Genomic DNA, 25,776 nt, shown 5'->3' with positions numbered 1-25,776 from the left:
GACCCGTTCCGAACGGGCGCCGCCCGTGGAAAACCCAGGTCTCCTATGTCCGCTCGCAAGCTTAAGGTCGTATTAACCAGACGCCTGCCTGACGCCGTCGAAACGCGGATGCGCGAACTTTTCGACGCCGAATTGAACCTGACCGACCGGCCGATGTCGCGCGACGACTTGGCCGCCGCCCTGCAACGGGCCGAAGTGCTGGTTCCGACCATCACCGATCACCTGGACGCCGAACTGATCGCGGGCGCAGGCGAGCAGTTGAAGATGATCGCCAATTTCGGCGCGGGCGTGGATCACATCGACATCGACGCCGCCGTCGGGCGTGGGATCATCGCCACCAATACGCCGGGCGTCTTGACCGAGGACACGGCCGACCTGGGCATGAGCCTGATTCTGGCGGTCAGTCGCCGCATCGTGGAAGGCGCCGAGGTGGTGGCCGAGGGCCGCTTCGAGGGCTGGAGCCCGACCTGGATGTGCGGCCGCAAGCTGTGGGGCAAGCGTTTGGGCATCGTCGGCATGGGCCGCATCGGCCAGGCCCTGGCCCGCCGCGCCAAGGCCTTCGGCATGCAGGTCCACTATCACAACCGCAAGCCCGTCCCCGACATGATCGCCGAGGAGCTGGGCGCGACCTGGTGGGACGACCTGGACCAGATGCTGGCGCGGATGGACGTCATCTCGCTGAACTGCCCGGCGACGAAAGAGACGCACCACCTGCTGTCGGTCGAGCGTCTGGCCCGGCTTCAGCCGCACGCCATCGTGGTCAACACCGCGCGCGGCGAGCTGATCGACGAAGCCGCCCTGGTCGAGGCGCTGGACCGCCGCGCCCTGTTCGGCGTCGGCCTGGATGTGTTTGAGAACGAGCCCAAGGTGCATCCGGGTCTGCTCGGCCGTGCGAACGTGGTGTTGCTGCCCCACCTCGGCTCGGCCACCCTTGAGGCGCGTCAGGACATGGGCGATCGCGTGATCGCCAACATCATGACCTATCAGAACGGGCACCGCCCGCCTGACCGCGTCATCCCGGCGATGCTCTAGGCGTGAGCTGACCCGCAGACGGGACAGGCGGGGTCGGCGGCGATCTTCACGACGCGGCTGTTTCCGGCCAGGCCGTCATACAGCATCAGGCGGCCGGTCAACGGCTTGCCCGCGCCGGTGATCAGCTTGATCGCCTCCAGCGCCGCCATGGCGCCGATGACGCCGGCCAGGGCGCCGACCACGCCGACGCGGGCGCAGGTCTCGGCGTCGGGAGGAATCTCGGGCACCAGGCACTGATAGCAGGGTCGCCCCTCGAACACCGACACCTGCCCCGACCAGCGGCCCAGGGCGCCGGACACCAGCGGCTTGCCCGCCGCCACGCAGGCGGCGTTGACGGCCAGTCGCGTCTCGAAATCGTCGGTGCCGTCCAGCGCCAGATCGAAGTCCTGCATCAGAGCCGCCGCACTGTCCGGCGTGACGCGCTGGTTGAAGGTCTGGACGGCGACGTGTGGATTCAGGGCGTTGAGGCGCTCGGCGCCCGCCTCGACCTTGGCGCGGCCGGGGTCGTCGGTGGTGAAGGCGATCTGGCGTTGCAGGTTGGACAGGGCGACCGTGTCGTCGTCGATCAGGCCCAGCGTCCCCACCCCGGCGGCGGCCAGATAGAGGGCGGCCGGATTGCCCACCCCGCCCATGCCGACGATCAGCACGCGGGCGCGTTTCAGCGCCTGCTGGCCGGGGCCGCCGATCTCGGACAGCACCAGTTGGCGGGCGTAGCGCTCGACCTCTTCGTCGGAGAAGCGCACGGGGGCGAGAGGGGCGGAAGGCTGGGTCACGCCGACTGTCTAGCGCAGTCGGACGGATGCGTCAGGCCGGAACGGGCGCGACCCCGACGGCCAGGGCCAGCAGGGTCTCGGCGCGCGCGGGACTGAGCTGGTCCAGGGCCTCGCCGTTCAACAGGCGGGCCGCCTCGGGCGTCAGATCAGCCAGAATCATGGGCCAGTCGCCGAACCGGCGGCCGGACACGGCCATGTCGGACAACAGGCGCAGGTTTTCATGGCGCGGATCGATCCGCAGCCGGTCCATCAGGCGGTCGATGTCGGCCCGGCGGCCTTCGATGAGCTGAAGGAACTGGCCGCCATGGCGCATCAGGGCGCTGGTCAGGCCTTCGCGGCGGTTGTTGCGCTCGGACTCGCCGAGGATCTCCGCCAGGATCAGAAGGCTGGTCGCCGCGCCGCCGACGGCGTCGCTGACATAGATGGCGCGGTGCAGGGGCAAGGGAACTCGAAACGCAAGCGCAGCCTCCCCCGCCTCGCGGACGGCGAGATGATGGGGCGGCCGGGGGCGTTCCCCTGTCATGGGCCGATTAAGAATCTCTTATGGTTAAGCTTTGTGCGGGCGGTTGCGACAAAGCCTGATCTTGCGGCGGGCGACGGGCTTCGCCATGTCATCCGCCATGAACATGAGCGCCTCGAACTTTCCCGACTGGCACGGCACCACCATTCTGGCGGTGCGCAAGAACGGCCGCACCGTCATCGCCGGCGACGGCCAGGTCTCCATGGGGCCGACCATCGTCAAGGGCGCGGCGCGCAAGGTGCGCACCCTGGCGAACGGCAAGGTGCTGGCGGGCTTCGCCGGAGCCACGGCCGACGCCCTGACCCTGATCGAGCGGCTGGAAGCCAAGCTGGAGCAGTACCCGGACCAACTGGCCCGCGCCTGCGTCGAACTGGCCAAGGACTGGCGCACCGACCGCTATCTGCGCCGGCTTGAGGCCATGCTGCTGGTCGCCGACAAGGACACCATTCTGACCGTCACCGGCGTCGGCGACGTGCTGGAGCCGGAATGCGGCGTGGCCGCCGTCGGCTCGGGCGGCAACTACGCCCTGGCCGCCGCCCGCGCCCTGATCGACGAGCACACCGAGCTGGACGCCGAGCAGATCGCCCGCAAGGCCATGAAGATCGCCGCCGACATCTGCGTCTACACCAACGGCAATCTCACCATTGAAAGTCTGTAGGGCGCTATCGCTCGCCGCGCGGCGGCTTGCTGCTTGAGCGCCTGATATGCGTATTTCTGGACCGTCTGAACCATGACTGATCTGTCTCCCCGTGAAATCGTCTCCGAGCTGGACCGCTTCATCGTCGGCCAGGACGACGCCAAGCGCGCCGTTGCCGTGGCCCTGCGCAACCGCTGGCGCCGCAAGCGCGTGCCGGACGACCTGCGCGACGAGGTCACGCCCAAGAACATCCTGATGATCGGCCCGACAGGCGTGGGCAAGACCGAGATCGCCCGGCGCCTGGCGCGTCTGGCCGGCTCGCCCTTCCTCAAGGTCGAGGCGACCAAGTTCACCGAGGTCGGCTATGTCGGCCGCGACGTCGATCAGATCATGCGCGACCTGGTCGAAAGCGCCCTGGTCATGGTGCGCGACAAGCGCCGCTCGGGCGTCAAGGCCCGCGCCGAAGGTCAGGCCGAGGAACGCATCTTGGACGCCCTGGTCGGACCGGGTTCCCAGCCCGTCACGCGCGAGGCCTTCCGCAAGAAGCTGCGGGCGGGCGAGCTGGACGACAAGGAGATCGAGATCGCCCTGGCCGATACGGCCTCGCCGCTGCAGGGGCTGGACATGCCGGGCGGCGGGGGCAACGTCGGCCTGCTGAACCTGTCGGAGATGCTGGGCAAGATGGGCGGCGGCCGTACCAAGACGGTCAAGCTGACTGTGCGCGACGCCCTGGCGCCCCTCGTCACCGAGGAGAGCGACAAGCTGCTGGATCAGGAAAGCCTGACCAAGGAAGCCCTGCTGCTGGCCGAAAACGAGGGCATCGTCTTCCTGGACGAAATCGACAAGGTGGCCGCGCGCCAGGATCGCGGCGGCGGCGCCGACGTCTCGCGCGAAGGGGTGCAACGCGACCTGCTGCCCCTGATCGAAGGCACGACGGTGTCGACCAAGTATGGGCCGGTGAAGACCGACCATGTGCTGTTCATCGCCTCGGGCGCCTTCCATGTCGCCAAGCCGTCGGATCTGTTGCCCGAGCTTCAGGGTCGCCTGCCGATCCGGGTGGAGCTGAAGGCCCTGACCCGCGACGACTTCAAGCGCATCCTGACCGAGCCCGAGGCCAATCTGATCCGTCAGAACCAGGCCCTGCTGGCGACCGAAGGGGTCGAACTGGTCTTCACCGACGACGCGGTCGAGGCCATGGCCGACGCCGCCGTGGCCGCCAACTCCACCGTCGAGAACATCGGCGCGCGCCGTCTTCAGACGGTGATGGAGCGGGTGCTGGAGGAAACCAGCTTCAAGGCCGCGGACCTGTCGGGCCAGACCCTGACCTTCGACGGCGACAAGGTGCGCGAGAAGGTCGGCGACCTGGCCAAGAACGTCGACCTGAGCCGGTTCATCCTGTGATGGGCTGATCCGCTGTCGCGGCGGTGCGGGGTCAGCCCCGCATCGCCTCCACCGCCTCGACCAACCGCTTAAGCTCTGCGGGGCTCGACAGCCGGTGGTCGCCGCCTTCGATCAGGTCGAGGCGCAGGTCGCCGCCGCTCAGGCGTTCGGCCAGCTCGACCTGATGGCGCCACGGCACCACGTCGTCGGCGCGGCCCTGCAGCACATGGACCGGCGCGGTGATGTCGATCTGGCCGTCCAGCAGCAGCCAGTCGCGCGCCTCCTCGAACATCCGCCGGGTCAGGACGTAGGAGCCAAGCCCTTCCTCGGTGATGACCGTTTCGCCTTCGCGCAGGATGGCCTGACGCTCATGATCCGCCAGACCCGGCCACATCAGCTTTTCGGTGAAGTCCTGCGCCGGATTGACCAGCACCACGCCCTTGACCCGCTCCGGCCGCGCCAGCGTCGCCAGCAGGGCCACCCAGCCGCCCATCGACGAGCCGACCGGGATCACCGGGCCCTCCAGACTGTCGATAAGGGCGACGGCGTCCTCGCGCCAGCGGCCGATGGTCGCCTGCTTCCAGTCGCCGGAGGAGACGCCATGGGCGAAGTGGTCGTAGCGCACATAGTTCCAGTCGCGCTCGCGGGCGGCGGCGTCCAGCGCCAGCGCCTTGGTCCCCTCCATGTCCGAGCGGAAGCCGCCGATCCAGATGACCGTCGGGCCGTCGCCCTTGATCGCCTTATAGGCCAGCGTTTCACCGTCGGGGCGTTGCAGCGTCTGGACGTCGGACATGAAAACTCCTCGGACTGTCATTCCTCGCGGAATGGCTTTAGCAGAGACCGGGTCTCTTCACAGGCCGCGAGAGCCCCCGCTTGTCCGCACCCAAAGCCCTCTTCGTCAGCTCCAACCGGATCGGCGACTGCGTCATCTCCTCGGGCGTGATCCGCGAGATCGCGCGCCAGTTGCCGGGCGTACAGATCACCGTCGCCTGCGGCCGCCCGCCCGCCCCCTTCTTCCGCTCGGCGCCGAACGTCGAGCGCGTCATCATCCTCGACAAGAAGAAGGCCGCCGGACACTGGATCGATCTGTGGAAGCAGGTGCGCGGCACGCAGTGGGACATGGTCGTGGACATCCGCGGCTCGGCCCTGGCCTATCTGATCCCGGCCAAGCGGCGCATCGTCTACAACCGCCGCTGGGAGACGGGCCTGCGCAAGGTCGAGATGGTGTCGCGCCTGATGGGTTCGCCGACGCCGCTGGACCCGGAAATCTTCCTCGACGTTCGGGCCCGTGTCGAGGCCGCCGCCGTCATCGATCCGCAACTGGCCGCCGGGCCGGGCGCCGGGCCTATCATCGCGCTCGCCCCCATTGCGCACCAGCCGGGCAAGTCGTGGCCCGCCGACCGCTGGGGTCAACTGGTCGAGAAGCTGAAGGCGGAGCCGCGCTTCGACGGTTGGCGCTTCATGCCCGTCGGCGGTCCCGGCGACCGGCCGCCCGCAACCCCGGCGCTGGAGGCGGCGGGACCGCGCGCCATCGACTGCGTGGGCAAGGGCGACATCCTGTGTTCGGCCGCCGCCATCGACCGGGCGACCCTGTTTGTCGGCAACGACAGCGGCCTGATGCACGTCTCGGCGGCGCTGGGGCGGCCGACGCTGGGGCTGTTCGGCCCGACCGAGTGGTGGCTCTATGGGCCGTGGGGGCCGAAGACGCGCACCGCGGCGTCCAATGAGACGCGCGGCCAGTTCGCCCCGATCGAGGATCTGAGCGTCGATCATGTCTTCGATGCGGTGCTGGACCTGTACGACGCCTATGTCGCTGAAGGGGCCGCAAAGGCCTGGGGGCCCGAAATCCCTTGAAATAGCGGCCTTGCGTCGCCATATTCCGGCCGCTTGGAACGCAGCCGCAGTTGTGTGCGCTGAATCCTCGCCACCAGATTCGCCTATCTTCTGATCACATAAGGAAACGACGCCCATTCGCCGTCCCATGCAAGCGCCGCCCGTAAAGGACGGGCCGCCCATCAACCAGGATATCCGCGCCGCCCGCGTTCTGCTCATCGACCAGAACGGGGAAAAACAGGGCGTCATGCCGCTGTCGGCTGCGCTGGAGGCCGCCGAGGAGGCGGGCCTGGACCTGGTTCAGATCGTCGCCAACGCCGAAACGCCGGTGTGCAAGATTCTGGACTACGGCAAGCATCGCTTCCAGGAACAGAAGAAGAAGGCCGAGGCGCGCAAGCGTCAGAAGGTCGTCGAGCTGAAGGAAATCAAGCTTCGGCCGAACATCGACACGCACGACTATGACGTGAAGGCCAAGGCCATGCACCGCTTCTTCGACGACGGTGACAAGGTCAAGGTGACCATCCGCTTCCGCGGCCGCGAAATGGCCCACCCCGAACTGGGCATGAAGCTGATGAACAAGGTCCAGGCCGATTTCGAGGAAGAGGCCAAGGTCGAGTTCGCGCCCAAGATGGAAGGCCGCCAGATGATCATGATCCTGGCCCCGCGCTGATCGCGAAAATCACTTGAACGAATAACGACGCTACGCTTCTGTGTAGCGTCGTTTTTTGTTCTGGAGGGGACATGAAGCTGATCCTGATCTCGGCTGCGGCTTCCTTGGTGTTGGCCGGGGGCGTTGAGGCGGGAGACGCGACGCCGCCATCCGCGCCGCCTGTGGAGGCTTATGCTTCACTGCCAGCTCTCGATCAGGTGGTGCTGTCGCCTGATGGAGCCCGGCTGGCCTTCATCGGCGTGACGCCACAGGGGCAGCGTCGCTTGGGTGTCCGTTCGCTCGCCGGGGAGGCCCTGGGCGCAGTCGATCTCGGCGACAAGAAGGTTCGAGATGTCTTCTGGGCGGATAACGATCATGTCGTGATCACGACCTCTGAGTATACGGATATCGCATGGGTCTCTGACCGTGCGGAATTCTACACGGCTCAGTCGTTCGACGTCCGCACGCGCCGTTTCGTGACCTTGATGCGTTCGTCCAGTTCTCGGGGCGGTAGCGTCGCCGGGTCGCGACAGTCGCAGGGAACGGGCCTGTTCAACTTCATCGCAGGTCCTCCATTCCAGCGCGAGGTGGACGGGCGAATCCGAACTTTTGTACGCAGCTATGTGCGAGACCATGGCCTCTCGGTGTTCGAGGTCGATCTGGACAGTGGCCAGGGAGTTCTCAGGCCGGACTTCGAGGGCGTGGTGGGACCAGACGGGAAGTCTGTCGCGCGCGCTCAGTGGAGCCGTGACACGGGGCGGTGGTGGCTGCAGGCCAAGGCGGATGTGGGTTGGCGAGAAATCTGGAGCGGCGAAGGATTTAAGATCGATACGCCTGCCCTGCTTGGAGCGGGCACGACTGAAGGCTCCGTTCTGATCTCCGTGCCCAGGGATGGCGATATCGAGCTTTACGAGGTGCTGCTGGCGGGCGGCGAGGCGCGGCGACTCCGGATCGATGATATGGTTGAGCCCTCGCCGATTTATCATCCGCTGACCCGAAATCTTCTTGGCTTCAGGGCCGAAGGCGAAGAACGTGCGGAATTCCTGTTCACCGATGAGGATATGGCGCGTCGTTGGCGGTATTTGGAGGGCTTGTTTCCCGGGCAGAACATTCGGATTGAATCCGCGACGCCTGACTATGATCGGCTGATCGTCCTGACGGACGGAGCGTCCGATCCGGGCAGTTATGCCGTGGTGGACATCAAGCAAGAGCGCTTGATTAAGGTTGGGTCGCGTTATCCGGGCGTGCCGGGCGAAGCGGTGGGACCGGTTCGCTACATCACCTATTCGGCGCGCGACGGACTGGATATCCCCGCTTATCTGACCTTGCCGCGTGGGCGAGAGGCCAAGAACCTGCCGCTGATCGTCATGCCTCACGGCGGGCCGCAGGCTCGTGATCTTCCGGGGTTCGACTATTGGGCTCAGGTGCTGGCGTCGCGCGGCTACGCCGTTCTTCAGCCTCAATACCGCGGCTCTACCGGCTTTGGTCTGGCTCATGTCGAGGCGGGATATGGCGAGTGGGGGCGCAAAATGCAGACCGACCTGACGGACGGCGTGACGCATCTGGCCCGCGAAGGGGTGATCGATGCAGGCAAGGTCTGCATCTTCGGCTGGAGCTATGGCGGCTATGCGGCCATGGCGGGTGTGACGCTGGATCCGGAAACCTATCGGTGCGCCGTGGCGGGCGCGGGCGTGTCGGACTTGCCTAGAATGCTGGCTTGGGAGCGTGATCAGACCGGCGGGCGCGATACAGACGTAATGCGCTACTGGAAGCGTTTCATGGGGGCGTCACGCATCAACGACAACTCCATCGCCGAGGTGTCACCGGCGCGTTTAGCTGACCGGGTGAGGGCGCCGGTTCTGTTGATCCACGGCACCGATGACAGTGTTGTGCCATATGAGCAGTCTGAACTTTTCCGGCGCGCGCTGGAAAAAGAAGGGAAGAGCGTCGAGGTCGTCGAGTTGCGCGGCGAGGACCATTGGTTGTCGCGGCGTTCTGGACGAGAGGCGGTGTTCCGGGCTGCGATCGCCTTCATGGAGCGGCACAACCCCGCTGACTGACATTGTTGGGATATGGCTGCATGGCGTTGATGGCTTCGTCCTTCATGAGCTTCGGGTCGCTCTGCATCGTCGCGCTTTCCGATACGTAGGTGTCGCGCTAAGGCGAAATCATGTCCGCTTCCATGTCTCCCAAGGCCCAGGCGCCGACCCTGGCGGTGCTGTTCGCCGTGGTCTTCATCAATCTGGTCGGGTTCGGCCTGGTGGTGCCGCTGCTGCCCTTCTTCGCCCAGAGCCTTCAGGCCGAGCCGTGGCAGATCACCTTGATGTTCTCGGCCTACTCCCTGGGCCAGTTCTTCGCCGAGCCCTTCTGGGGACGGCTGTCGGATCGGATCGGGCGCAAGCCGGTGTTGCTGATCACCCTGGCGGCCAACGCCGTGGGCTATCTGTTGCTGGCCTTCGCGCCCAACATCTGGACGGCGATCCTGGTGCGGATGTTCACCGGGCTGGGCGCGGGCAACATCTCGACGGTCCAGGGCTATATCGCCGACGTCACCCCGCCTGAGCGCCGGGCCGGGCGCATGGGGCTGATCGGCGCCGCCTTCGGCCTGGGCTTCATCGTCGGGCCGGGCATGGGCGGCTTGCTGGCTCAGCCGCAGATGGGCCATGTCGGCTATCAGCTGCCGATCTTCGCCGCCTCCGGCGCGGCGGTGCTGGCGGCGCTGGGGGTGATGTTCTTCCTGCGCGAGAGCCGGGCCAAGGCCGATCCGGCGGCGCCGCGTCCCGCCTTCCTGTCGGGCATTCAGTTCGCCCGCACGGACGAGGTGGTGTCGCGCGTCCTGGTGGTCAGCCTGATCTATCTGGCGGGCTTTTCCGCGATGGAGGCCGCCTTCGGCCTGTGGGCCGAGCATCGCTACGCCTGGACGGCGCGCGAGGTGGGGCTCAGCTTCATGATCGTGGGCCTGGTCTCGGCCGTGAACCAGGGGCTTCTGGCCGGTCGACTGGCGCGGCGCTTCGGCGAGGCGCGGGTGCTGGCGGCGGGCATGCTGTTGTTCGGGACGTCGCTTATCTTGCAGGTGGTCGCGCCGCCGGCCTGGTTCCCTGCGGCGCAGATCGACCTGGGGCTGTTCGTCATTCCGGTGTCGGCCGGGTGGATCATTCCCATCGTCATGGGGATCGGCGCCTGCGGCATGTCGCTGGCCATGCCCAACATCTCGGCCCTGATCAGCCGTTCGTCGCCGCCGGATCGGCAGGGGGCCATGCTGGGGCTGAACATGGCGGCGGGGTCGATGGCGCGCATCGTCGGCCCTATGGTCGCGGGGGTTCTCTATTCCGCTGTGGGGCCGGATTGGCCCTTCCTGGTCGGAGCGGTGCTGACGGTTCCGGCGGCGATGATGGCGATCAACGCCGGGCGCGCCGCGCGTCGTCGCGCGATCGCTGTCTGAGCGGTCGAAGCGGACTCTTCTTGCCTCGGGCAGCCGTTTGGCGTAGAAGCCGCGCCTTCGCGTACCGGACCGCCGGGCGAACAGGCATGCCTGGGCGGTCTTAAATCAGGCTGGCGCTGGTCGGGCTCAAGTAGCTCGAAGAGCGGTAGCCCTCTAAAAGACAGAGAGTGAAAATGCCGAAGCTGAAGACGAAGTCGGGCGCCAAGAAGCGCTTCAAATTCACCGCGACGGGCAAGGTCAAGGCTGGCGTGGCCGGCAAGCGCCACCGCCTGATCAGCCACAACTCGAAGTACATCCGCCAGAACCGCGGCACTTCGGTCATGGCCGACGCCGACGCCAAGAAGATCAAGTCCTACATGCCGTACGCCTGATCGGCGCACGCAGACACGATCTCTCAACCGCATAGAATTTGAACTAAGTCCCTCAAGCAGCAAGGCCCAGCGGGCCGAGCGATAGGGACTTCCCGAAGGGAAAATTACAATGGCTCGCGTCACTCGGGGCGTTACGTCCCACGCCAAGCACAAGAAAGTCCTGAAGCAGGCCAAGGGCTTCTACGGCCGCCGCAAGAACACCATCCGCACCGCCAAGGCTGCGGTGGATCGCGCCGGTCAATACGCCTACCGCGACCGTCGCAACAAGAAGCGTTCGTTCCGCGCCCTGTGGATCCAGCGCATCAACGCCGCCGCTCGCCTGGAAGGCTTCACCTATTCGCAGTTCATGCACGGCCTGGCCAAGGCCGGCATCGAGCTGGACCGCAAGGTTCTGTCGACGATCGCCGCCGACGAAGCCAGTTTCAAGGGCATCGCCGACAAGGTTCGCGCGGCCCTCGCTTAAGTTTTCCTCCCTCACGGGATGAAGCAAAAGCCCTCCGGTTCGCGCCGGGGGGCTTTTTGCTTTCGATCCTAGCGGCTAGACGACCTGCATGACCGATCTCGCTCAACTGGAACTGGACCTCATCAACGCCATCGGCTCGGCCGAGAGCGTGGCGGGTCTGGAGGACATCCGCGTCGCCGCCCTCGGCAAGTCCGGCTCGATCTCGGGCCTGCTGAAAGGCATGGGGGCGCTGAGCCCTGATGAGCGCCGCGAGCGCGGCCCCGTCATCAACGGCCTGCGCGACCGGGTGTCGTCGGCCCTGTCCGCCCGCAAGGCCGAGCTGGAAGCCGCCGAGCTGGACGCCCGCCTGTTGGCCGAGCGCGTCGATCTGACCCTGCCCAGCCGCCCGCGCCGCAAGGGCGGGGTGCATCCGACCATGCAGGTCATGGACGAGATGGTCGCCGTCTTCGCCGACATGGGCTTCTCGGTCGCCGAGGGGCCGGACATCGAGGACGACTTCCACAACTTCACGGCCCTGAACTTCCCGCCCAAGCATCCGGCGCGGGAGATGCACGACACCTTCTTCCTGAAGCCCGACCCGCAAACGGGCGAGCGCAAGGTGCTGCGCACCCACACCAGCCCGGTGCAGGTGCGTACCATGATGTCGCAGAAGCCGCCGATCCGAATCATCGCGCCGGGCCGCACCTTCCGTAAGGATTCCGACGCGACCCACACGCCGATGTTCCACCAGATCGAAGGCCTGGTGATCGACCGCGACATCCACATGGGCCATCTGAAGACGACGCTGGAGACCTTCATCGCCCGCTTCTTCGAGCTGGACGATGTCCACGCCCGCTTCCGCCCGCACCACTTCCCCTTCACCGAACCCTCGGCGGAGATGGACATTCGCTGCGATCGCTCCGGCGGCAAGCTGACCCTGAATGAGGGCGAGGACTGGCTGGAGATCCTGGGCTGCGGGATGGTGCACCCGAACGTCCTGCGCAATGCGGGCATCGACCCGGACGAGTACCAGGGCTTCGCCTTCGGCATGGGCGTCGACCGCCTGGCCATGCTGAAATACGGCGTGCCTGACCTGCGCCCCATGTTCGAGGCCGATACGCGCTGGCTGGCGCACTACGGCTTCTCCGCCTTCGCCGCGCCGAACCCGGCGTCGGGCCTCAGCTGAACTGGAAATACCGATGACCGATCAGACCGCGATGTCGCCCGAAGAGAAGCTGGGTCGCGAAATTATCGCCCGCACGTCTTTTGAGAAGGAAGCCGTCTGGCTGCCATCCCTGGCCGTGCACCACATGAACGGCGGACAGGTCTTCATTGACGGCAAGACCTTCACCGAATGCCTGATCGAAGGTCCGGCTGTCATGGCCATCATGAACGGCACGACGTTTGACGGCTGCAACATGGGCGTGGCCCAGAATCCGCGCACCCTGCTGCTGGACCCGCGCGGCGATATGATCGCTGGCGTGATCGGCATGTCCAATTGCCGTTTCGTGCGCTGCCGTTTTGTCCAGGTAGGCTTCACCGGCGCCAAGGAGGCGTTGGACGAACTGGAGCAGGGCCTGCTCAGTGCGCGCGCCGAGGCGGAGGCTCAGGCGAAGGGATAGTGCGCGCGGCCGCGCGATGCGGCGATGCTCGTCCCTTCTGTTTTGTGAAAGATCGATATGACTGACACCACCATCACACTTGAGGCGCTTGGCCCTGGCCCGAACTATGTCCGCAAAAATGTGTGGCTGCCGCAGTTGTTCATGGAAGCCGCTCGCGCAGGGCTGTCGGCTATCGAAGGCCGCCGTTTTGAAAATTGCCTGATGGAGGGGCCGGCGGTCCTGCTGCCGCTGGAAGGCTGCAACTTTGACGGCTGCGACATGGGCGACGCCCAGGGCGACCCGCGCAACCTGATGCTGAGCCCGCAAGGACCGCAGCGTGTCACCGGCCCGATTCCGTTCCGAAACTGCCAGTTCATCAATTGCAACTTCCTCGGCGTCGGCTTCACCGGCTCGGCGGCCTTCCTCGACAATATGGTCGGGGCCCTTTCTCAGCCTGGGACGGCCCAATGAAGTTCACGCTTTCCTGGCTGAAGGCCCACCTCGACACCGAGGCCGAGGTCGATCAGGTCGCGGAGGCCATGACCATGGCCGGGCTGGAGGTCGAAGAGGTCCACGACCCCATCGCCGCCTTGGCGCCCTTTACCGTGGCCAAGATCGTTTCGGCCGAACGCCACCCGAACGCCGACCGGCTGCAGGTCTGCCAGGTCGAGACCGTGGACGGCCTGAAGGAGATCGTCTGCGGCGCGCCGAACGCGCGGGCGGGCCTGACCACCATCTACGCCCCTATCGGCGCCTATGTGCCCGGCCTGGGCGTGACCCTGGTCGAGAAGCCGGTGCGCGGCGTGGTGTCCAACGGCATGCTGTGCTCGGGCGCGGAGCTTGAACTGCCCGACGACAGCGACGGCATTTTGGAGCTGTCCGACGACCTGCAGGTCGGCCAGCCTGCGGCGGGCGTTTTCGGCGCCGAGCCGGTCATCGACTTCGAGGTGACGCCGAACCGTCCCGACTGGCTGGGCGTGGCGGGCATCGCCCGAGACCTGGCCGCCGCCGGGCTCGGCAGGCTAACGACGCCGGAGATCGCGCCGGTCGCCGGGGCTTTCGACAGCCCCGTCTCGGTGACGCTGGAGGCGCCCGAGCTGTGCCCGGTCTTCGCCGGTCGCGTGATCCGGGGCGTGCGGAACGGCCCGTCGCCGGAGTGGCTGCAACAGCGCCTGACGGCCATCGGCCTGCGTCCGATCAACCGCCTCGTCGACGTCACCAATCTGATTTCCTACGACCGCGCGCGGCCGTTGCACGTCTATGATCTGGCGAGCCTGTCGGGCGACGGGATCGTGGTGCGCGCCGGTCGCGGCGACGCCGACCAAATGGAAGCCCTGGACGGCAAGACCTATGCGCCGGGCGCCGCCGACTGCGTCATCGCCGACGCCGAGGGTCAGCGCGCCATCGGTCTGGGCGGTGTCATGGGCGGCGTCTCCACGGGTTGTTCGGACGAGACGGTCGACGTCTTCGTCGAGAGCGCCTGGTTCGACCCCATCGCCACGGCCCAGACGGGCCGCTCGCTGGGCGTCAGCTCCGACGCCCAGTACCGCTTCGCGCGCGGCGTCGACACGGCCTCGGTCGTCCCCGGTCTGGAGCTGGCGACGCGACTGATCCTGGACCTGTGCGGCGGCGAGCCGTCGATGGTCACGGTGGCGGGCCAGGCCCCGGCCGCCCCGGCCGCCTTCGCCTTCGACCCTTCCTATGTGAAGCGGCTGTCGGGAATGGACCTGGGCGAGGACCGGGTCTTCGAGATCCTGTTCGCCCTGGGCTTCACCGTCATGCGCGGCTCGCCCTGGTCGGTGACGCCGCCGTCCTGGCGCCGCGACATCGAAGGCCCGGCCGATCTGGTCGAGGAAGTCGCCCGCATCGAGGGCTACGCCGCCCTGCCCGACGCGCCCCTGCCGCCTGTCGCTCCGGCCCCGGGCGGGGTGCTGAGCCCGCGTCAGGCGCGCGTGCGCACGGCGCGCCGCGCTCTGGCGGCCCTGGGCTATGCCGAGGCCGTCACCTGGTCCTTCACCAAGCAGTCGATCGCCGCCCTGTTCGGCGGCGGGGACGAGCGTCTGGTGCTGGAGAACCCGATCGCGGCCGATCTGGACTGCATGCGGCCCTCGGCCCTGCCGAACCTGATCCAGGCGGCGGCGCGCAACGCCGCGCGCGGCCACGCCGACGTCGCCCTGTTCGAGATCGGCCCCATCTATCTGGACGACCAGCCGAACGGCCAGCGCACCGTCATCGCCGGCCTGGCGGCGCCGCACGCCGACCGTCACTGGGGCGGGGCGGGGGAAGATCCCCTGTTCGCGCTGAAGGGCGACCTGATGGCCGTGCTGGAAGAGATCGGCGCCCCGGTCGCCTCCCTGCAACTGGCGCAAGGCTCGAACCGCGACTGGTGGCATCCCGGCCGTTCGGCCCGGCTGCAGCTGGGGCCCAAGAACGTCATCGTCGAGTTCGGCGCCCTGCACCCGCGCGTGCTGAAGGCCCTGGACGCCGACGGCCCCATGCTGGCCTTCGAGATCGTGCTCGATTCCGTACCGGAACCGCGCGGCAAGGGCGGCAAGGCGCGCGGCGCGGCGGACCTGCCGAACCTGATGCCGCTGACCCGCGACTTCGCCTTCCTGATGGATGAAGCCAAGGCCGTGGGCGACCTGACCCGCGCCGTGGCGGGCGCCGACAAGGCCCTGATCGCCGAGGTGCGCGTCTTCGACGTCTATCGCGGCCAAGGCGTGCCTGAAGGTCAGAAGTCGGTGGCGATCGAGGTCGAGGTCCAGCCCCGCGCCGCCACCCTGACCGAAGCGGAGATCGAGGCCCTGACGGCCAAGATCACGTCTGCTGCGACCAAGGCCGGCGGAACTCTGAGAAGCTGAACATGACGGACAAGAAGCCCTGGGCCGAGACCCAGTTCGAACGGAACCTGTTCCGCGCGCGCTGGTTGATGGCCCCCTTCTACCTCGGCCTGGTGCTGGCCCTGGTGATGCTGCTCGTCGTCTTCGTGCGGGAGCTGTTCTACTACCTGCCGCAGGCCTTCATCGTCGGCGACGGCCACATGACGTCCGACACCGCCATCCTGGCCATCCTCAGCCTGGTGGACCTGTCGCTGGCGGGCAATCTGCTGCTGATCGTCCTCTATTCCGGCTATGAGAATTTCGTCTCCAAGCTGGATCTGGACGAGAACCACGTGGACCGCCCGCCGTGGATGGGCTCGGTGGATTTCTCGGGCCTGAAGATGAAGCTGATCGCCTCCATCGTGGCGATCTCGGCCATCTATCTGCTCAAGAGCTTCATGAACATCGGCAAGCCGGGCCATCCGCTGGATGAGGCGGCGCTGATGTGGGCGGTGATCATCCATCTGACCTTCATCGCCTCGGGGGTGCTTCTGGCGCTGATGGACTGGATCGCGGCCAAGACCGACAAGCACTGACGGCCCGGCGGATTTCCGGTCTGCATGACGCAGGCTTGATCCGCCGGAACGCTTTAACGGGGCGCGGGCAATCTTCGGTTAACCTTAAAGCCCCAAGGCTGCCGTAAAAGGCAGGGACGGTAGGCCAAGCCCGCGACGACGGGCGGACCGTCCTTAGCCGGGAGCCTTGATTATGCACCGCCGCCAACTGATTCGCACCAGCCTCGGCATCGCCGCCGCCGGCGTCCTGCCCGCCGGTCTCGGCGCTTGCGCCAGCCGCCCGCCCGCCGATCCCAACTATCCGATCGCGTCCGATCAGCGGGCCCAGGCCTACACCTTTGACGAACTGGTCACCGCCGGCTCGCGGGAACTGGGCATCGCCGCCGAGGCTGTAGGCGGCGCCATCGAACGCATCTTCGCCGAACAGGGCGACCGCCCCACCGCCTATATCGCGGGCGAGGAAGGCGCGGGCGCCGTGGTGGCTGGTCTGCGTTACGGCCGCGGAGCCCTGCACATGAAGGATCTGTCGGCCTCGCAGGAGGTGTTCTGGCAGGGCGCCTCCATCGGCTGGGATTGGGGCGGCAACGCCAGCCGGGTGTTCACCCTGGTTTACGGCCTCTACCACCCGGACATGCTCTATCGCCGGTATCCGGGCGTCGAGGGCTCGGCCTATCTGGTCGCTGGTCTGGGCGTGAACTATCAGCGCGCGGACGGCATCGTCCTGGCCCCGATCCGCACCGGCGTCGGCGTGCGTCTGGGCGCCAACGTCGGCACCATGAGCTACAGCCGCCAGCGCAACATCCTGCCATTTTAAGTGTCGCTATGCTCGGGTCGCGGACCCTCGCGGCTTGAGCGAAGCTCGGCGCTGAAGCTTGCGCGTGGCGTGCGTGATCGCGCCGCGGCCGGTTGCGGGGACGGCCAGCGTCGCCATATCCCCCTTGAGCCTCAAGGGAGATCGCTGATGACCGCTGCGCCCGATACGCGCGCCTTCTGGGACGCGCGCTATGCCGATGACGTCTATCGTTTCGGCGAGGCGCCCAACGCCTTTCTGGCGCGGCAGGCGGAGCGTCTGCAGCCGGGGTTGAAGGCCCTGTCTGTTGCGGACGGCGAGGGGCGCAACGGCGTCTGGCTGGCGCAGCAGGGGCTGGACGTCCTGACCTTCGACATCTCGCCGCGTGCGGTGGAGAAGGCGCAGGCTCTGGCGGGCCGGCGCGGAGTCGCGCTGGACGCCCAGATCGGCGGGCTGGACGACTGGGCCTGGCCTGAAGGGAGGATGGACGTGGTCGTCGGCGTCTTCATCCAGTTCGTCGGCCCGGCCGCGCGCGACCGGATGTTCGCCCGCATGAAGACGGCGCTGAAGCCCGGCGGCCTTCTGTTGCTGGAAGGCTATCGGCCCGAGCAGCTGGCCTATGGCACGGGCGGACCGGGGGTGGAGGAGAACCTCTATGCCGAGGCCCTGCTGCGTGAGGCCTTCGCCGATTTGGAGATCGAACGGATCGACGCCTATGACGCCGAGCTGGACGAAGGCCCGGGCCATTCGGGCGTTTCGGCCCTGATCGACCTGATTGCGCGCAAGCCGCTCTGACGCCTCAGTCCTCTGACGCCAGAATCGCTTCCAGTCCCTCACGGTAGGAGGGATAGGCCGGGCGCCAGCTCAGTTCGGCCTTGGCGCGGGCGTTGGAGATGCGCTTGGAGTCCAGGTAGAAGCGGCGCATGGCCTCGCTGACCTCGGGGGCGGTCCAGTCGACCTCAGGCGGGCGCGGCAGCTTCAGGCGTTCAGCCGCCCAGGCGGTGACGACGTCGGCGGAGGTCGGCTCGTCGTCGGTCAGGTTGTAGACGCCGCCGGGGCGCGGCCGGTCCATGGAGGCGAACAGGCCCGAGACGACATCGTCCACATGGATGCGGTTGAACACCTGGCCGGGTTTTCTGACCAGCCGGGCGGTTCCGGCGCGCAGGCGGTCGATGACGCTGCGGCCGGGGCCGTAGAAGCCGGGCAGGCGGAAGATCTGCAGCGTCAGCCCCATGCCCTGCGCTCCGTCCAGCCAGTCGCGTTCGACGCGGGCGCGACGGGCGCCCTCCAGCGTGGCGGCGTTCAGCGGATCGCCCTCGAAGGCCCAGCCGCCCGCCCGGTCGCCATAGACGGCCGTGGAGGAGACATAGCCGATCCAGTCGGGCCAGGCGTCGCCCGCCAGCGGCGTCAGGGCGCGCAGGGCGGGGCAGCCGTGAGCGTCCGGCGGCGTGGTGATCAGCACGGCCTGAGCGGCAGTCAGGGCTGCGCCCAGGGCAAGGGCGTCGGCGGGATGGACCGGCGTGATCCCCTGCCCGGCCAGCGCCTGACGGGTTTCGAGACCGCGCGACGTGGCGAAGGCCCGGCCGCCGCGCCGCAGGGTCTCGCGCGCCGCCGCCTGTCCCAGATAGCCGCCGCCGAACACCAGCAGGGACGGGGCGGCGGCGGGTTCGGTCATCGGGCTTGGGTCTTTCAGGCGGACAGGACGCGGACGGGGGAAGGGGCGGTCGTTTCGGCCTCGTCGCGCAGGGCTTCGGCGCGGCCGGCGTTCCAGGCGGTGACGCAAGGAATCTTGGTCCGGTCGGCGCGGTCGGCGTAGCGGCGGGCGATGTCGGTCACATCGGCCATCAGCCCCTCGGCCAGGGTGATCGGCTTCAGCCCCAGTTCGCGGAACTGGTCATTGGCGACGACCAGTTCGTTCTCGTCGGCCTCCTGGCGCGGATTGGCGACGTTGTGGACCTGGGCGCCCGTCATGTCGGCCACCATGCGGGCCAGGTCGCGGACGCGACGGCTCTCGGTCATCTGGTTCAGGATCTTGACCCGGTCGCCGCGTTTGGGCGGGTTCTTCAGCGCCAGCTCGACGCAGCGCACCGTGTCCTGGATATGGATGAAGGCCCGCGTCTGGCCGCCCGAGCCGTGCACCGTCAGCGGATAGCCAAGCGCGCCCTGCATCAGGAAGCGGTTCAGCACCGTGCCGTAGTCGCCGTCATAGTCGAAGCGGTTGATCAGGCGCTCGTCCTGGCGGGTTTCTTCGGTCTGGGCGCCCCAGACGATCCCCTGATGCAGGTCGGTGATCCTGAGGCCGTCGTTCTTGGCGTAGAACTGGAACAGCAGGGCGTCCTGGGTCTTGGTCATGTGATAGATGCTGCCGGGGTTCGGCGGGAACAGGATTTCCTGTTCGGTCGGGCCGTGGTCGGTGTCGACCGTGACCTTCAGATAGCCCTCGGGGATGCGCAGGCCCGCCGTGGTGTAGCCATAGACCCCCATGGTCCCCAGGTGGGCCAGGTGGACGTCCCGCCCGCTATCGACGATGGCGGCCAGCAGGTGGTTGGTGGCGTTCAGATTGTTGTCGACGGTGTAGAGCTTGTGCCGCGCCGACTTCATCGAATAGGGAGCGGCGCGCTGTTCGGCGAAGTGGACGACGCTGTCGGGCGCCCAGTCCTTGATCAGGGCGACCAGGCGATCGAACTCCTTGCCAACGGTCAGATTGACGAAGTCGATGGTGCGGCCCGAGACCTCCTGCCACGCGGCGATGCGCTCGCCCATGGTGCGGATCGGGGTCAGGGAGCGGATTTCCAGCTCATTGTCGATGTTGCGGCGGCTGAGGTTGTCGACGACCAGCACGTCCCAGCCGCGCGCCGAGAGGTGCAGGGCCGTGGGCCAGCCGCAGAAGCCGTCGCCGCCCAGAATCATCACGCGCATCAGTCGAACCTCGTTTTCAGCACTCTAACTTGCCTAGCCGAACGCGCGAGGGGGCGAAAGCGTGGCGTGAGGCGCTCGGCGAAAGCGACGCAGGGCGGAAAAACAGAGTCCAATTCGTCTGAATCGTCTGAACTCGGAGGAGTTATCGGGGCTGACCAGCGATGATGAAGTGGCGGGCAAGTAAGGCGGGCTGAAGCCGGTCTGCAGCGAAGGGGGCTTTGAAATCAAAGCGATTTTTGACGCTCTTTATGCTGGCGTCCTACGTCCTTCTCCCACAAGGGGAGAAGGATTTGAGCGTGTCGCCGCGCTGGCGGCTTGAGCGCTTCACGATCACAAAAAAGGAGAAGGGAGGTTACAACAGGCTTTCGATGGCCTTGCGGGCGGCGTCGCCGAGGTCGGGGCGCTTCAGGGCCAGGGCGACGTTGGCGCGCAGCAGGCCGATCTTGTCGCCGCAGTCGTGGGTCACGCCCTCATACTCATAGGCGGTGAAGGTTTGCGTCTTCATCAGCCGGTCCATGGCGTCGGTCAGCTGGATCTCGCCGCCTGCGCCGCGCTCCTGCGTTTCCAGCAGGTCGAAGATTTCCGGCTGCAGGATGTAGCGGCCCGAGATCGACATGTTCGAGGGCGCCGTGCCCTGGGCGGGCTTTTCGATCATGCCCTTCATGCCGTAGCGGCGGCCGTTCTGGGACGAGGGGTCGATGATGCCGTATTTATGGGTGTCGGCCTCGGGCACGGCCTCGACGCCGATGACGTTGCCGCCGACCTCGGCATAGAGCTCGGCCAGCTGCTTCAGGGCGCCGGGCTGAGAATCCACGATGACGTCGGGCAGGATGACGGCGAAGGGCTCGTGGCCGATGATGTCGCGGGCGCACCAGACGGCGTGGCCCAGGCCCTTGGGCTGCATCTGGCGGGTGAAGCTCATCTCGCCGGCCTGGGCCAGTTCGGCGTTCATGATCTCCAGTATCTCGGTCTTGCCCTTGGCCAGGAGCTGGGCCTCAAGCTCGATCTGGTGGTCGAAATAGTCCTCGATCGCCTGTTTGGCGCGGCCGGTGACGAAGACGATGTGCTCGATCCCCGCCTCGCGCGCCTCTTCCACGATGTAGGAGAGGATCGGTCGGTCGACGACGTTCAGCAGCTCCTTCGGCGTGGTCTTGGTGCCGGGCAGAACCCGCGTGCCGAGACCGGCTACGGGCAGGACCGCCTTGCGCAGAGGGGCTGGGCGAAGGCGGGCGGGGGAGGTCGTCATGGATCGTCCTGATCAGCCTTGGGGCGCCTGTCATAGGCGTAATTTGTGAAGCTTCCAAACGCCCCCGGACGGTTCGGGTTCGCCTATTCCACCGTCACCGACTTGGCCAGGTTGCGGGGCTGGTCGACGTCGGTGCCCTTCTGAACGGCGGTGTAATAGGCCAGCAGCTGCATCGGCACGGCGTAGACCAGAGGCGCGATTAGGGCCGGGCAGTCGGGGGCGTGGACGCGGCGGATGCCGGCGCCGTGCGGGTCGGGCGCTTTTTCCGGGGCGATCATGATGACCGGGCCGCCGCGCGCGGCGACTTCCTGAAGGTTGGAAGCGGTCTTCTCGAACAGGTCGTCCAGCGGGGCCAGGGCCACGGTGGGGGTCGCCTCGTCGATTAGGGCGATGGGGCCGTGCTTTAGCTCGCCGGCGGCATAGCCCTCGGCGTGGATATAGCTGATCTCCTTCAGCTTCAGCGCGCCTTCCATGGCCAGCGGGAACATCGGGCCGCGGCCCAGGAACAGCACGTCGCGCGCCTTGGCCAGGTCGAGCGTCAGGGCGTGGATGCCCGCATCCATCTGCAGGGCCTCGGCGATCAGGCGCGGGGCCTCGAACAGGGCCTTGACCAGTTCGGCTTCCTGGGCGGGGTCGATCTTGCCGCGGGCCACGCCCGCCGCGACCGCCAGCGACAGCAGGGCCGCGACCTGGGCGGTGAAGGCCTTGGTCGAGGCGACGCCGATTTCCGGCCCCGCATGGGTCGGCCACAGGATTTCGGCCTCGCGCGCCATGGAGGAGGTGTGGACGTTGACCACGGCGGCGGTCTTCAGCCCCTGCGCCTTGCACCAGGTCAGGCTGGCCAGGGTGTCGGCGGTCTCGCCCGACTGGCTGACGGCGACGGCCAGCGTCCCCTTGCTCACGGCCGGCTGACGATAGCGGAACTCCGAGGCGATCTCGATGTCGCAGGGCAGGCCCGCATAGCGTTCAAAGGCGTACTTGCCGATCTGGCCGGCGTAGAAGGCGGTGCCGCAGGCGACGATCTGGATGCGCTCGATCGCGGCGAAGTCCACGGCCTGAACCTTGGCCTTGCCCGAGACCAGATCGAGGTATTCCGACAGGGTGTGCTGGACGCTGTCGGGCTGTTCATGGATCTCTTTTTCCATGAAGTGGCGGTACTCGCCCTTCTCGACCAGGGCCGAGGAGGCGGAGACCTGAACCACGGCGCGGTCGGCCGGGCGGCCCGAGGCGTCGAACATGCGCGCGCCGGTGCGGGTCACGGCGACGTAGTCGCCTTCTTCCAGATAGGAGATCTTCTGGGTGAAGGGGCCGACGGCCAAGGCATCCGAGCCCAGATACATCTCGCCCTCGCCCCAGCCGACGACCAGAGGGCTGCCGCGACGCGCGCCCAAGATCAGCTCGTCCTCGCCCTCGATCAGGACGGCGAGGGCGTAGGCGCCGGTCAGGCGGTCGAGGGTGGCCTTGAAGGCGTCCAGCGGGGCCATCCCAGCCGCCAGCTTGTGATCCAGCAGATGAGCCACGACCTCGGTGTCGGTCTGGCTTTCGAAGACGCGGCCCTCGGCCTCCATCTCAGCCTTCAGCTCGGCGAAATTCTCGATGATGCCGTTGTGGACCAGGCAGACGCGACCGGCCTTGTGCGGGTGGGCGTTGGTCGTGGTCGGGGCGCCGTGGGTGGCCCAGCGGGTGTGGCCGACGCCGACGGTCCCGGCGATCGAGTCGGCGGCCAGCACGGCCTCCAGCTCGCGGATCTTGCCCTTGGCGCGACGGCGCTCGACGCCGCCGTCGTTCTGCACGGCGATGCCGGCCGAGTCATAGCCGCGGTACTCCAGCCGCTTCAGGCTGTCGATCAGGCGAGGGACGACGGGGCCGGTTCCGGTGACGCCGATGATGCCGCACATGAGGTCTGCTCCGATCGGAACGCAGCCGCCGCTTTTTGCGCAGGGCCGCGAAATTGAGGTAAGCGAGAGGGTTCAGCCTCCGCCCTTGATCTCCGCTCTAGGAAATCGCGGGGGCGACGACATCAAAAAATGGGTTTCGGAAGGTTTCTTTGCAATTCCGGGGCCGCCAGCGAAGGACGGCCTCTTGGGCGAGAGAAAATACTTCGGCACCGATGGCATTCGCGGCCGGGCCAACATCCATCCGATGACGGCCGAGGTGGCTCTGCGCGTCGGCCTGGCCGCCGGGCGGCTGTTCCGCACCGACGACGACCGCCGCCATCTGGTGGTGATCGGCAAGGACACCCGTCTGTCCGGCTATATGATCGAGCCGGCGCTCGTCGCGGGTCTGGCCTCGGTCGGTATGGACGTGCGGACGTTCGGGCCGCTGCCGACGCCGGGCGTGGCCATGATGACCCGCTCGATGCGGGCCGATCTGGGCATCATGATCTCGGCCTCGCACAACGACTATGCGGACAACGGCATCAAGCTGTTCGGGCCGGACGGCTACAAGCTGTCGGATGAGATCGAGCTGAAGATCGAGGCCATGATGGACGGGGCCCTGGATCAGGATCTGGCGCCGTCGAACAAGCTGGGCCGGGTCAAGCGCATCGACGACGCCCCGCCGCGCTATATCGAGATCGCCAAACAGGCCTTCCCCAAGCGGCTCAGCCTGAAGGGCCTGCGCATCGCCATCGACTGCGCCAACGGCGCGGGCTACCGCGTGGCGCCGACGACCCTCTATGAACTGGGGGCCGAGGTCTTTCCCGTAGGCGTCGAGCCCAACGGCCTGAACATCAACGCCGAATGCGGTTCGACCCATCCGGAGGCCGTGTCCGAGGCGGTGAAGCGCTATCGCTGCGACATCGGCATCGCCTTGGACGGCGACGCCGACCGGGTCATCATCTGCGACGAGAAGGGCCATGTGGTCGACGGCGATCAGATCATGGCCCTGATCGGGCTGGACTGGGCCAAGCGCGGGCGGCTGAACGGCAACGGCGTGGTCGCCACCGTCATGTCCAATCTGGGCCTGGAGCGCCGCCTGAAGGCCGAGGGCCTGACGCTGGAGCGCACCAAGGTCGGCGATCGCTACGTCATGGAACGGATGCGCGAGGGCGGCTTCAACATCGGCGGCGAACAGTCGGGCCACATCATCCTGAAGGACCACGCCACGACCGGCGACGGCCTGATGGCGGCGCTGCAGGTGCTGGCCGTCCTGGTCGAGGCGGGCGTGCCTATGAGCGAGCTGGCGCGTCAGTTCGAGCCGGTGCCGCAACTGCTGCAGAACGTCCGCTACACCGCCGGAAAGCCGCTGGAGGACGCCAAGGTCAAGGCGGCCATGGCTGAGGCCGAGGCGGCGCTGAACGGCTCGGGCCGCCTGCTGGTCCGGCCGTCGGGCACGGAGAAGCTGATCCGCGTCATGGCCGAGGGCGACGACGAGGCCCTGGTCAAGCGCGTGGTCAACGAGGTCGCCGAGGCGGTGAAGGCGGCGGGCTAGTACGACTATGACGCAGGGGGGCGGCGAAGACGGCCTGAAGCAGCGGATTCGTTTTCGCCGCGAACAGCTCGGGCGACGTCTGCGGGCGGGCTGGGAGCAGTTCTGGTTCCGCGCCTTCAAGACGCGCAACGCCGCCGTCCTGTTCGCGCTGGGCGCTTTCGCCGGTTTCGGCGACTTCATCGGTCCGTTCACGGATCATCTGTTTCAAGGCCCGATCTGGTCCGTGCTGGGCTGGATGTTCAAAGGCGTGGCCTTCACCTTGGCGGTGATCGGACTGATCGGACTGGCGCGCGCCCTCATTCGTCGTCTGCGCCCGGCGGCGGACGACTATGAGTTGAGGCCCGCCCGGCCGGTGGCGTCCGTCTCGGGTCTGGAAGGATCGCACGACGTGATCCAGGCCGTGACCGGGGCCAACGGGCCGGTGGCGCTCAACATGGGCGTCGACGCCCGCTTGGATCAGGGACGTCACGGGCTGGTTCTGATGAAGCAGATCTATGGCTGGCCGCACGAACTGGCGCAGGCGGCGCGGCTGGCCGAACAGGCTATGAATCCCCTGGTCGTCAATGAGCAGAAGCTGGGGCTTCGGACCGAGATCGACAGCGGCTTCGTTCAGGGCGACGCGCCTGTGCGGCTGCAGAAGACGACCTATTTCTTCGACCGGACAACCAATGAGGTGCTGCGGTTCGACGTCTATGCCAAGGCGCGCAACCGGCGGGTCTGGGCGGGTCGGGACCATTTCCTCTGCGATGACGAGCTGATCCGGCTGGAACAGGCGTCGGCGTCGAACCAACTGGGCGGGTCGACGATCATGATCGACCAGTCGGGCATGGCTTATCTGACCCGACAAGCCGCCACCAGCGCGGAAAGCTCGGGCTTGCTGGCGCCGACCGGGTCGGGTTCGTTCGACCTGGCGCGTTATCAGAAGCTGGCCGTTCGCCCCGGCCTGACCTTTCAGGAATTCTGCCGTCGCGAGATCGAGCGCGAGCTGTTTGAAGAGACGGACTGCGTCTTCAGCGCGACGGAGCTGAAGACCGTGCTGGTGGGCTTCGGCCGCTATCTCTACCGCGGGGGCAAGCCCGAGGTCTTTGCGGTCACGGCCCTGCGACGGCCGGTCGCCGACATCCGCGTATCGCGACAGGAGCGGTTGTGGACGGAAGGGCATGAGGCCCTTCCGCTGGATCAGCTGATCGCCTGGGACGCGGGGCGGCTGGCGCAGGTGTCGGCGCCCCTGGCCGCAAATGTGGTGTTGCTGCAGCGGTTCATGGCCTCGGATCAGTCCGCCGAGCTGAAGGCTTTTCTGGCGGACTGATCCTTG

25 protein-coding genes are annotated in these 25,776 nt (G+C 67.1%); 18 read left to right on the top strand and 7 right to left on the bottom strand.

The window, feature by feature from the left end:
• The first annotated feature begins 45 nt into the window (after positions 1–45).
• Entirely contained in the window at positions 46–1,032 is a 987-nt protein-coding gene (locus tag ABC419_RS00505) for a 2-hydroxyacid dehydrogenase (RefSeq protein WP_412876669.1), read from the top strand.
• Here ABC419_RS00505 and ABC419_RS00500 read toward each other — a convergent pair.
• A complete protein-coding gene (locus ABC419_RS00500) occupies positions 1,029–1,775 on the bottom strand; it encodes a HesA/MoeB/ThiF family protein (protein WP_412877986.1) in 747 nt (248 codons plus the stop codon). The two genes, ABC419_RS00505 and ABC419_RS00500, sit on opposite strands and share 4 nt — an antisense overlap.
• A gap of 61 nt (positions 1,776–1,836) precedes the next feature.
• Entirely contained in the window at positions 1,837–2,247 is a 411-nt protein-coding gene (locus ABC419_RS00495; RefSeq protein WP_200168262.1) for a BLUF domain-containing protein, read from the bottom strand.
• Positions 2,248–2,413: 166 nt separating this feature from the next.
• On the opposite strand from ABC419_RS00495, the gene hslV reads away from it, so the two are divergent.
• Entirely contained in the window at positions 2,414–2,983 is a 570-nt protein-coding gene (gene hslV, locus ABC419_RS00490) for an ATP-dependent protease subunit HslV (RefSeq protein WP_412876670.1), read from the top strand.
• A gap of 72 nt (positions 2,984–3,055) precedes the next feature.
• Positions 3,056–4,363 (top strand): ATP-dependent protease ATPase subunit HslU, encoded by a 1,308-nt coding sequence (gene hslU, locus ABC419_RS00485; protein WP_412876671.1) that lies wholly within the window; start codon positions 3,056–3,058, stop codon positions 4,361–4,363.
• A 31-nt stretch (positions 4,364–4,394) separates the two neighbouring features.
• On the opposite strand, the gene ABC419_RS00480 is transcribed toward hslU, so the two are convergent.
• Complete coding sequence (locus ABC419_RS00480) at positions 4,395–5,135, bottom strand: alpha/beta fold hydrolase (RefSeq protein ID WP_412876672.1); 741 nt, start codon at positions 5,133–5,135, stop codon at positions 4,395–4,397.
• 80 nt (positions 5,136–5,215) lie between these two features.
• Between ABC419_RS00480 and ABC419_RS00475 the strand changes: the two genes are divergently transcribed.
• The 13 genes from ABC419_RS00475 (at position 5,216) to ABC419_RS00415 (ending at position 17,659) form a co-directional block, all read left to right on the top strand.
• Positions 5,216–6,196 (top strand): glycosyltransferase family 9 protein, encoded by a 981-nt coding sequence (locus ABC419_RS00475; RefSeq protein ID WP_412876673.1) that lies wholly within the window; start codon positions 5,216–5,218, stop codon positions 6,194–6,196.
• A gap of 127 nt (positions 6,197–6,323) precedes the next feature.
• Positions 6,324–6,845 carry a translation initiation factor IF-3 gene (gene infC, locus ABC419_RS00470; RefSeq protein WP_003166438.1) on the top strand — a complete coding sequence of 174 codons (522 nt, stop codon included), beginning with the start codon at positions 6,324–6,326 and terminating at the stop codon, positions 6,843–6,845.
• A 71-nt stretch (positions 6,846–6,916) separates the two neighbouring features.
• Positions 6,917–8,884 (top strand): alpha/beta hydrolase family protein, encoded by a 1,968-nt coding sequence (locus tag ABC419_RS00465; RefSeq protein ID WP_412876674.1) that lies wholly within the window; start codon positions 6,917–6,919, stop codon positions 8,882–8,884.
• Between the two features lie 110 nt (positions 8,885–8,994).
• The gene (locus ABC419_RS00460; protein WP_412876675.1) at positions 8,995–10,266 is read left to right on the top strand and encodes an MFS transporter; all 1,272 of its coding nucleotides are present in this window, start codon (positions 8,995–8,997) and stop codon (positions 10,264–10,266) included.
• 173 nt (positions 10,267–10,439) lie between these two features.
• Positions 10,440–10,637, top strand: coding sequence for a 50S ribosomal protein L35 (rpmI, locus tag ABC419_RS00455; protein WP_003166435.1), 198 nt, complete (start codon positions 10,440–10,442; stop codon positions 10,635–10,637).
• Positions 10,638–10,746: 109 nt separating this feature from the next.
• Complete coding sequence (gene rplT / locus ABC419_RS00450; RefSeq protein ID WP_087141803.1) at positions 10,747–11,100, top strand: 50S ribosomal protein L20; 354 nt, start codon at positions 10,747–10,749, stop codon at positions 11,098–11,100.
• A gap of 88 nt (positions 11,101–11,188) precedes the next feature.
• On the top strand, positions 11,189–12,265 hold the full coding sequence (gene pheS, locus ABC419_RS00445; protein ID WP_412876676.1) for a phenylalanine--tRNA ligase subunit alpha: 1,077 nt from the start codon (positions 11,189–11,191) through the stop codon (positions 12,263–12,265).
• Positions 12,266–12,278: 13 nt separating this feature from the next.
• Positions 12,279–12,701, top strand: a complete 423-nt coding sequence (locus tag ABC419_RS00440; RefSeq protein ID WP_412876677.1) for a hypothetical protein — start codon at positions 12,279–12,281, stop codon at positions 12,699–12,701.
• Positions 12,702–12,758: 57 nt separating this feature from the next.
• On the top strand, positions 12,759–13,151 hold the full coding sequence (locus ABC419_RS00435; protein ID WP_125899464.1) for a pentapeptide repeat-containing protein: 393 nt from the start codon (positions 12,759–12,761) through the stop codon (positions 13,149–13,151).
• Entirely contained in the window at positions 13,148–15,541 is a 2,394-nt protein-coding gene (pheT, locus tag ABC419_RS00430; protein WP_412876678.1) for a phenylalanine--tRNA ligase subunit beta, read from the top strand. The genes ABC419_RS00435 and pheT overlap by 4 nt, the downstream gene beginning before the upstream one ends.
• Before the next feature lie 2 nt (positions 15,542–15,543).
• Entirely contained in the window at positions 15,544–16,095 is a 552-nt protein-coding gene (locus ABC419_RS00425; RefSeq protein ID WP_003166428.1) for a TIGR00645 family protein, read from the top strand.
• 172 nt (positions 16,096–16,267) lie between these two features.
• Positions 16,268–16,888, top strand: coding sequence for a DUF1134 domain-containing protein (locus ABC419_RS00420; RefSeq protein WP_412876679.1), 621 nt, complete (start codon positions 16,268–16,270; stop codon positions 16,886–16,888).
• A gap of 147 nt (positions 16,889–17,035) precedes the next feature.
• A complete protein-coding gene (locus ABC419_RS00415; RefSeq protein WP_412876680.1) occupies positions 17,036–17,659 on the top strand; it encodes an SAM-dependent methyltransferase in 624 nt (207 codons plus the stop codon).
• Between the two features lie 4 nt (positions 17,660–17,663).
• On the opposite strand, the gene ABC419_RS00410 is transcribed toward ABC419_RS00415, so the two are convergent.
• The 4 genes from ABC419_RS00410 to glmS form a co-directional block, all read right to left on the bottom strand.
• Complete coding sequence (locus tag ABC419_RS00410) at positions 17,664–18,539, bottom strand: Rossmann-fold NAD(P)-binding domain-containing protein (protein ID WP_412876681.1); 876 nt, start codon at positions 18,537–18,539, stop codon at positions 17,664–17,666.
• 14 nt (positions 18,540–18,553) lie between these two features.
• The gene (locus ABC419_RS00405; protein WP_412876682.1) at positions 18,554–19,783 is read right to left on the bottom strand and encodes an NAD-dependent epimerase/dehydratase family protein; all 1,230 of its coding nucleotides are present in this window, start codon (positions 19,781–19,783) and stop codon (positions 18,554–18,556) included.
• A 352-nt stretch (positions 19,784–20,135) separates the two neighbouring features.
• Positions 20,136–21,029: a UTP--glucose-1-phosphate uridylyltransferase GalU gene (gene galU / locus ABC419_RS00400; RefSeq protein WP_412876683.1), complete on the bottom strand. Its 894-nt coding sequence runs from the start codon at positions 21,027–21,029 to the stop codon at positions 20,136–20,138.
• 83 nt (positions 21,030–21,112) lie between these two features.
• Positions 21,113–22,927, bottom strand: a complete 1,815-nt coding sequence (glmS, locus tag ABC419_RS00395; RefSeq protein ID WP_412876684.1) for a glutamine--fructose-6-phosphate transaminase (isomerizing) — start codon at positions 22,925–22,927, stop codon at positions 21,113–21,115.
• A gap of 184 nt (positions 22,928–23,111) precedes the next feature.
• On the opposite strand from glmS, the gene glmM reads away from it, so the two are divergent.
• Positions 23,112–24,461, top strand: coding sequence for a phosphoglucosamine mutase (gene glmM, locus ABC419_RS00390; protein ID WP_412876685.1), 1,350 nt, complete (start codon positions 23,112–23,114; stop codon positions 24,459–24,461).
• Positions 24,462–24,468: 7 nt separating this feature from the next.
• Positions 24,469–25,770, top strand: a complete 1,302-nt coding sequence (locus ABC419_RS00385; protein ID WP_412876686.1) for a hypothetical protein — start codon at positions 24,469–24,471, stop codon at positions 25,768–25,770.
• Positions 25,771–25,776 lie beyond the last annotated feature (6 nt).

The sequence above is a fragment of the Brevundimonas phoenicis genome (assembly GCF_047237745.1).
Classification (GTDB): domain Bacteria; phylum Pseudomonadota; class Alphaproteobacteria; order Caulobacterales; family Caulobacteraceae; genus Brevundimonas.
This window is presented reverse-complemented; position numbering and strand designations above follow the sequence as displayed.

Coding starts and splice junctions, on each gene's coding strand:
- infC (WP_003166438.1), top strand. CDS start 6,324: ATGCAAGCGCCGCCCGTAAAGGACGGGCCGCCCATCAACCAGGATATC.
- ABC419_RS00460 (WP_412876675.1), top strand. CDS start 8,995: ATGTCCGCTTCCATGTCTCCCAAGGCCCAGGCGCCGACCCTGGCGGTG.
- pheS (WP_412876676.1), top strand. CDS start 11,189: ATGACCGATCTCGCTCAACTGGAACTGGACCTCATCAACGCCATCGGC.
- galU (WP_412876683.1), bottom strand. CDS start 21,029: ATGACGACCTCCCCCGCCCGCCTTCGCCCAGCCCCTCTGCGCAAGGCG.
- ABC419_RS00480 (WP_412876672.1), bottom strand. CDS start 5,135: ATGTCCGACGTCCAGACGCTGCAACGCCCCGACGGTGAAACGCTGGCC.
- ABC419_RS00465 (WP_412876674.1), top strand. CDS start 6,917: ATGAAGCTGATCCTGATCTCGGCTGCGGCTTCCTTGGTGTTGGCCGGG.
- ABC419_RS00385 (WP_412876686.1), top strand. CDS start 24,469: ATGACGCAGGGGGGCGGCGAAGACGGCCTGAAGCAGCGGATTCGTTTT.
- ABC419_RS00435 (WP_125899464.1), top strand. CDS start 12,759: ATGACTGACACCACCATCACACTTGAGGCGCTTGGCCCTGGCCCGAAC.
- hslU (WP_412876671.1), top strand. CDS start 3,056: ATGACTGATCTGTCTCCCCGTGAAATCGTCTCCGAGCTGGACCGCTTC.
- pheT (WP_412876678.1), top strand. CDS start 13,148: ATGAAGTTCACGCTTTCCTGGCTGAAGGCCCACCTCGACACCGAGGCC.
- ABC419_RS00505 (WP_412876669.1), top strand. CDS start 46: ATGTCCGCTCGCAAGCTTAAGGTCGTATTAACCAGACGCCTGCCTGAC.
- rplT (WP_087141803.1), top strand. CDS start 10,747: ATGGCTCGCGTCACTCGGGGCGTTACGTCCCACGCCAAGCACAAGAAA.
- rpmI (WP_003166435.1), top strand. CDS start 10,440: ATGCCGAAGCTGAAGACGAAGTCGGGCGCCAAGAAGCGCTTCAAATTC.
- ABC419_RS00410 (WP_412876681.1), bottom strand. CDS start 18,539: ATGACCGAACCCGCCGCCGCCCCGTCCCTGCTGGTGTTCGGCGGCGGC.
- ABC419_RS00425 (WP_003166428.1), top strand. CDS start 15,544: ATGACGGACAAGAAGCCCTGGGCCGAGACCCAGTTCGAACGGAACCTG.
- ABC419_RS00420 (WP_412876679.1), top strand. CDS start 16,268: ATGCACCGCCGCCAACTGATTCGCACCAGCCTCGGCATCGCCGCCGCC.
- glmS (WP_412876684.1), bottom strand. CDS start 22,927: ATGTGCGGCATCATCGGCGTCACCGGAACCGGCCCCGTCGTCCCTCGC.
- hslV (WP_412876670.1), top strand. CDS start 2,414: ATGTCATCCGCCATGAACATGAGCGCCTCGAACTTTCCCGACTGGCAC.
- ABC419_RS00440 (WP_412876677.1), top strand. CDS start 12,279: ATGACCGATCAGACCGCGATGTCGCCCGAAGAGAAGCTGGGTCGCGAA.
- ABC419_RS00415 (WP_412876680.1), top strand. CDS start 17,036: ATGACCGCTGCGCCCGATACGCGCGCCTTCTGGGACGCGCGCTATGCC.
- ABC419_RS00405 (WP_412876682.1), bottom strand. CDS start 19,783: ATGCGCGTGATGATTCTGGGCGGCGACGGCTTCTGCGGCTGGCCCACG.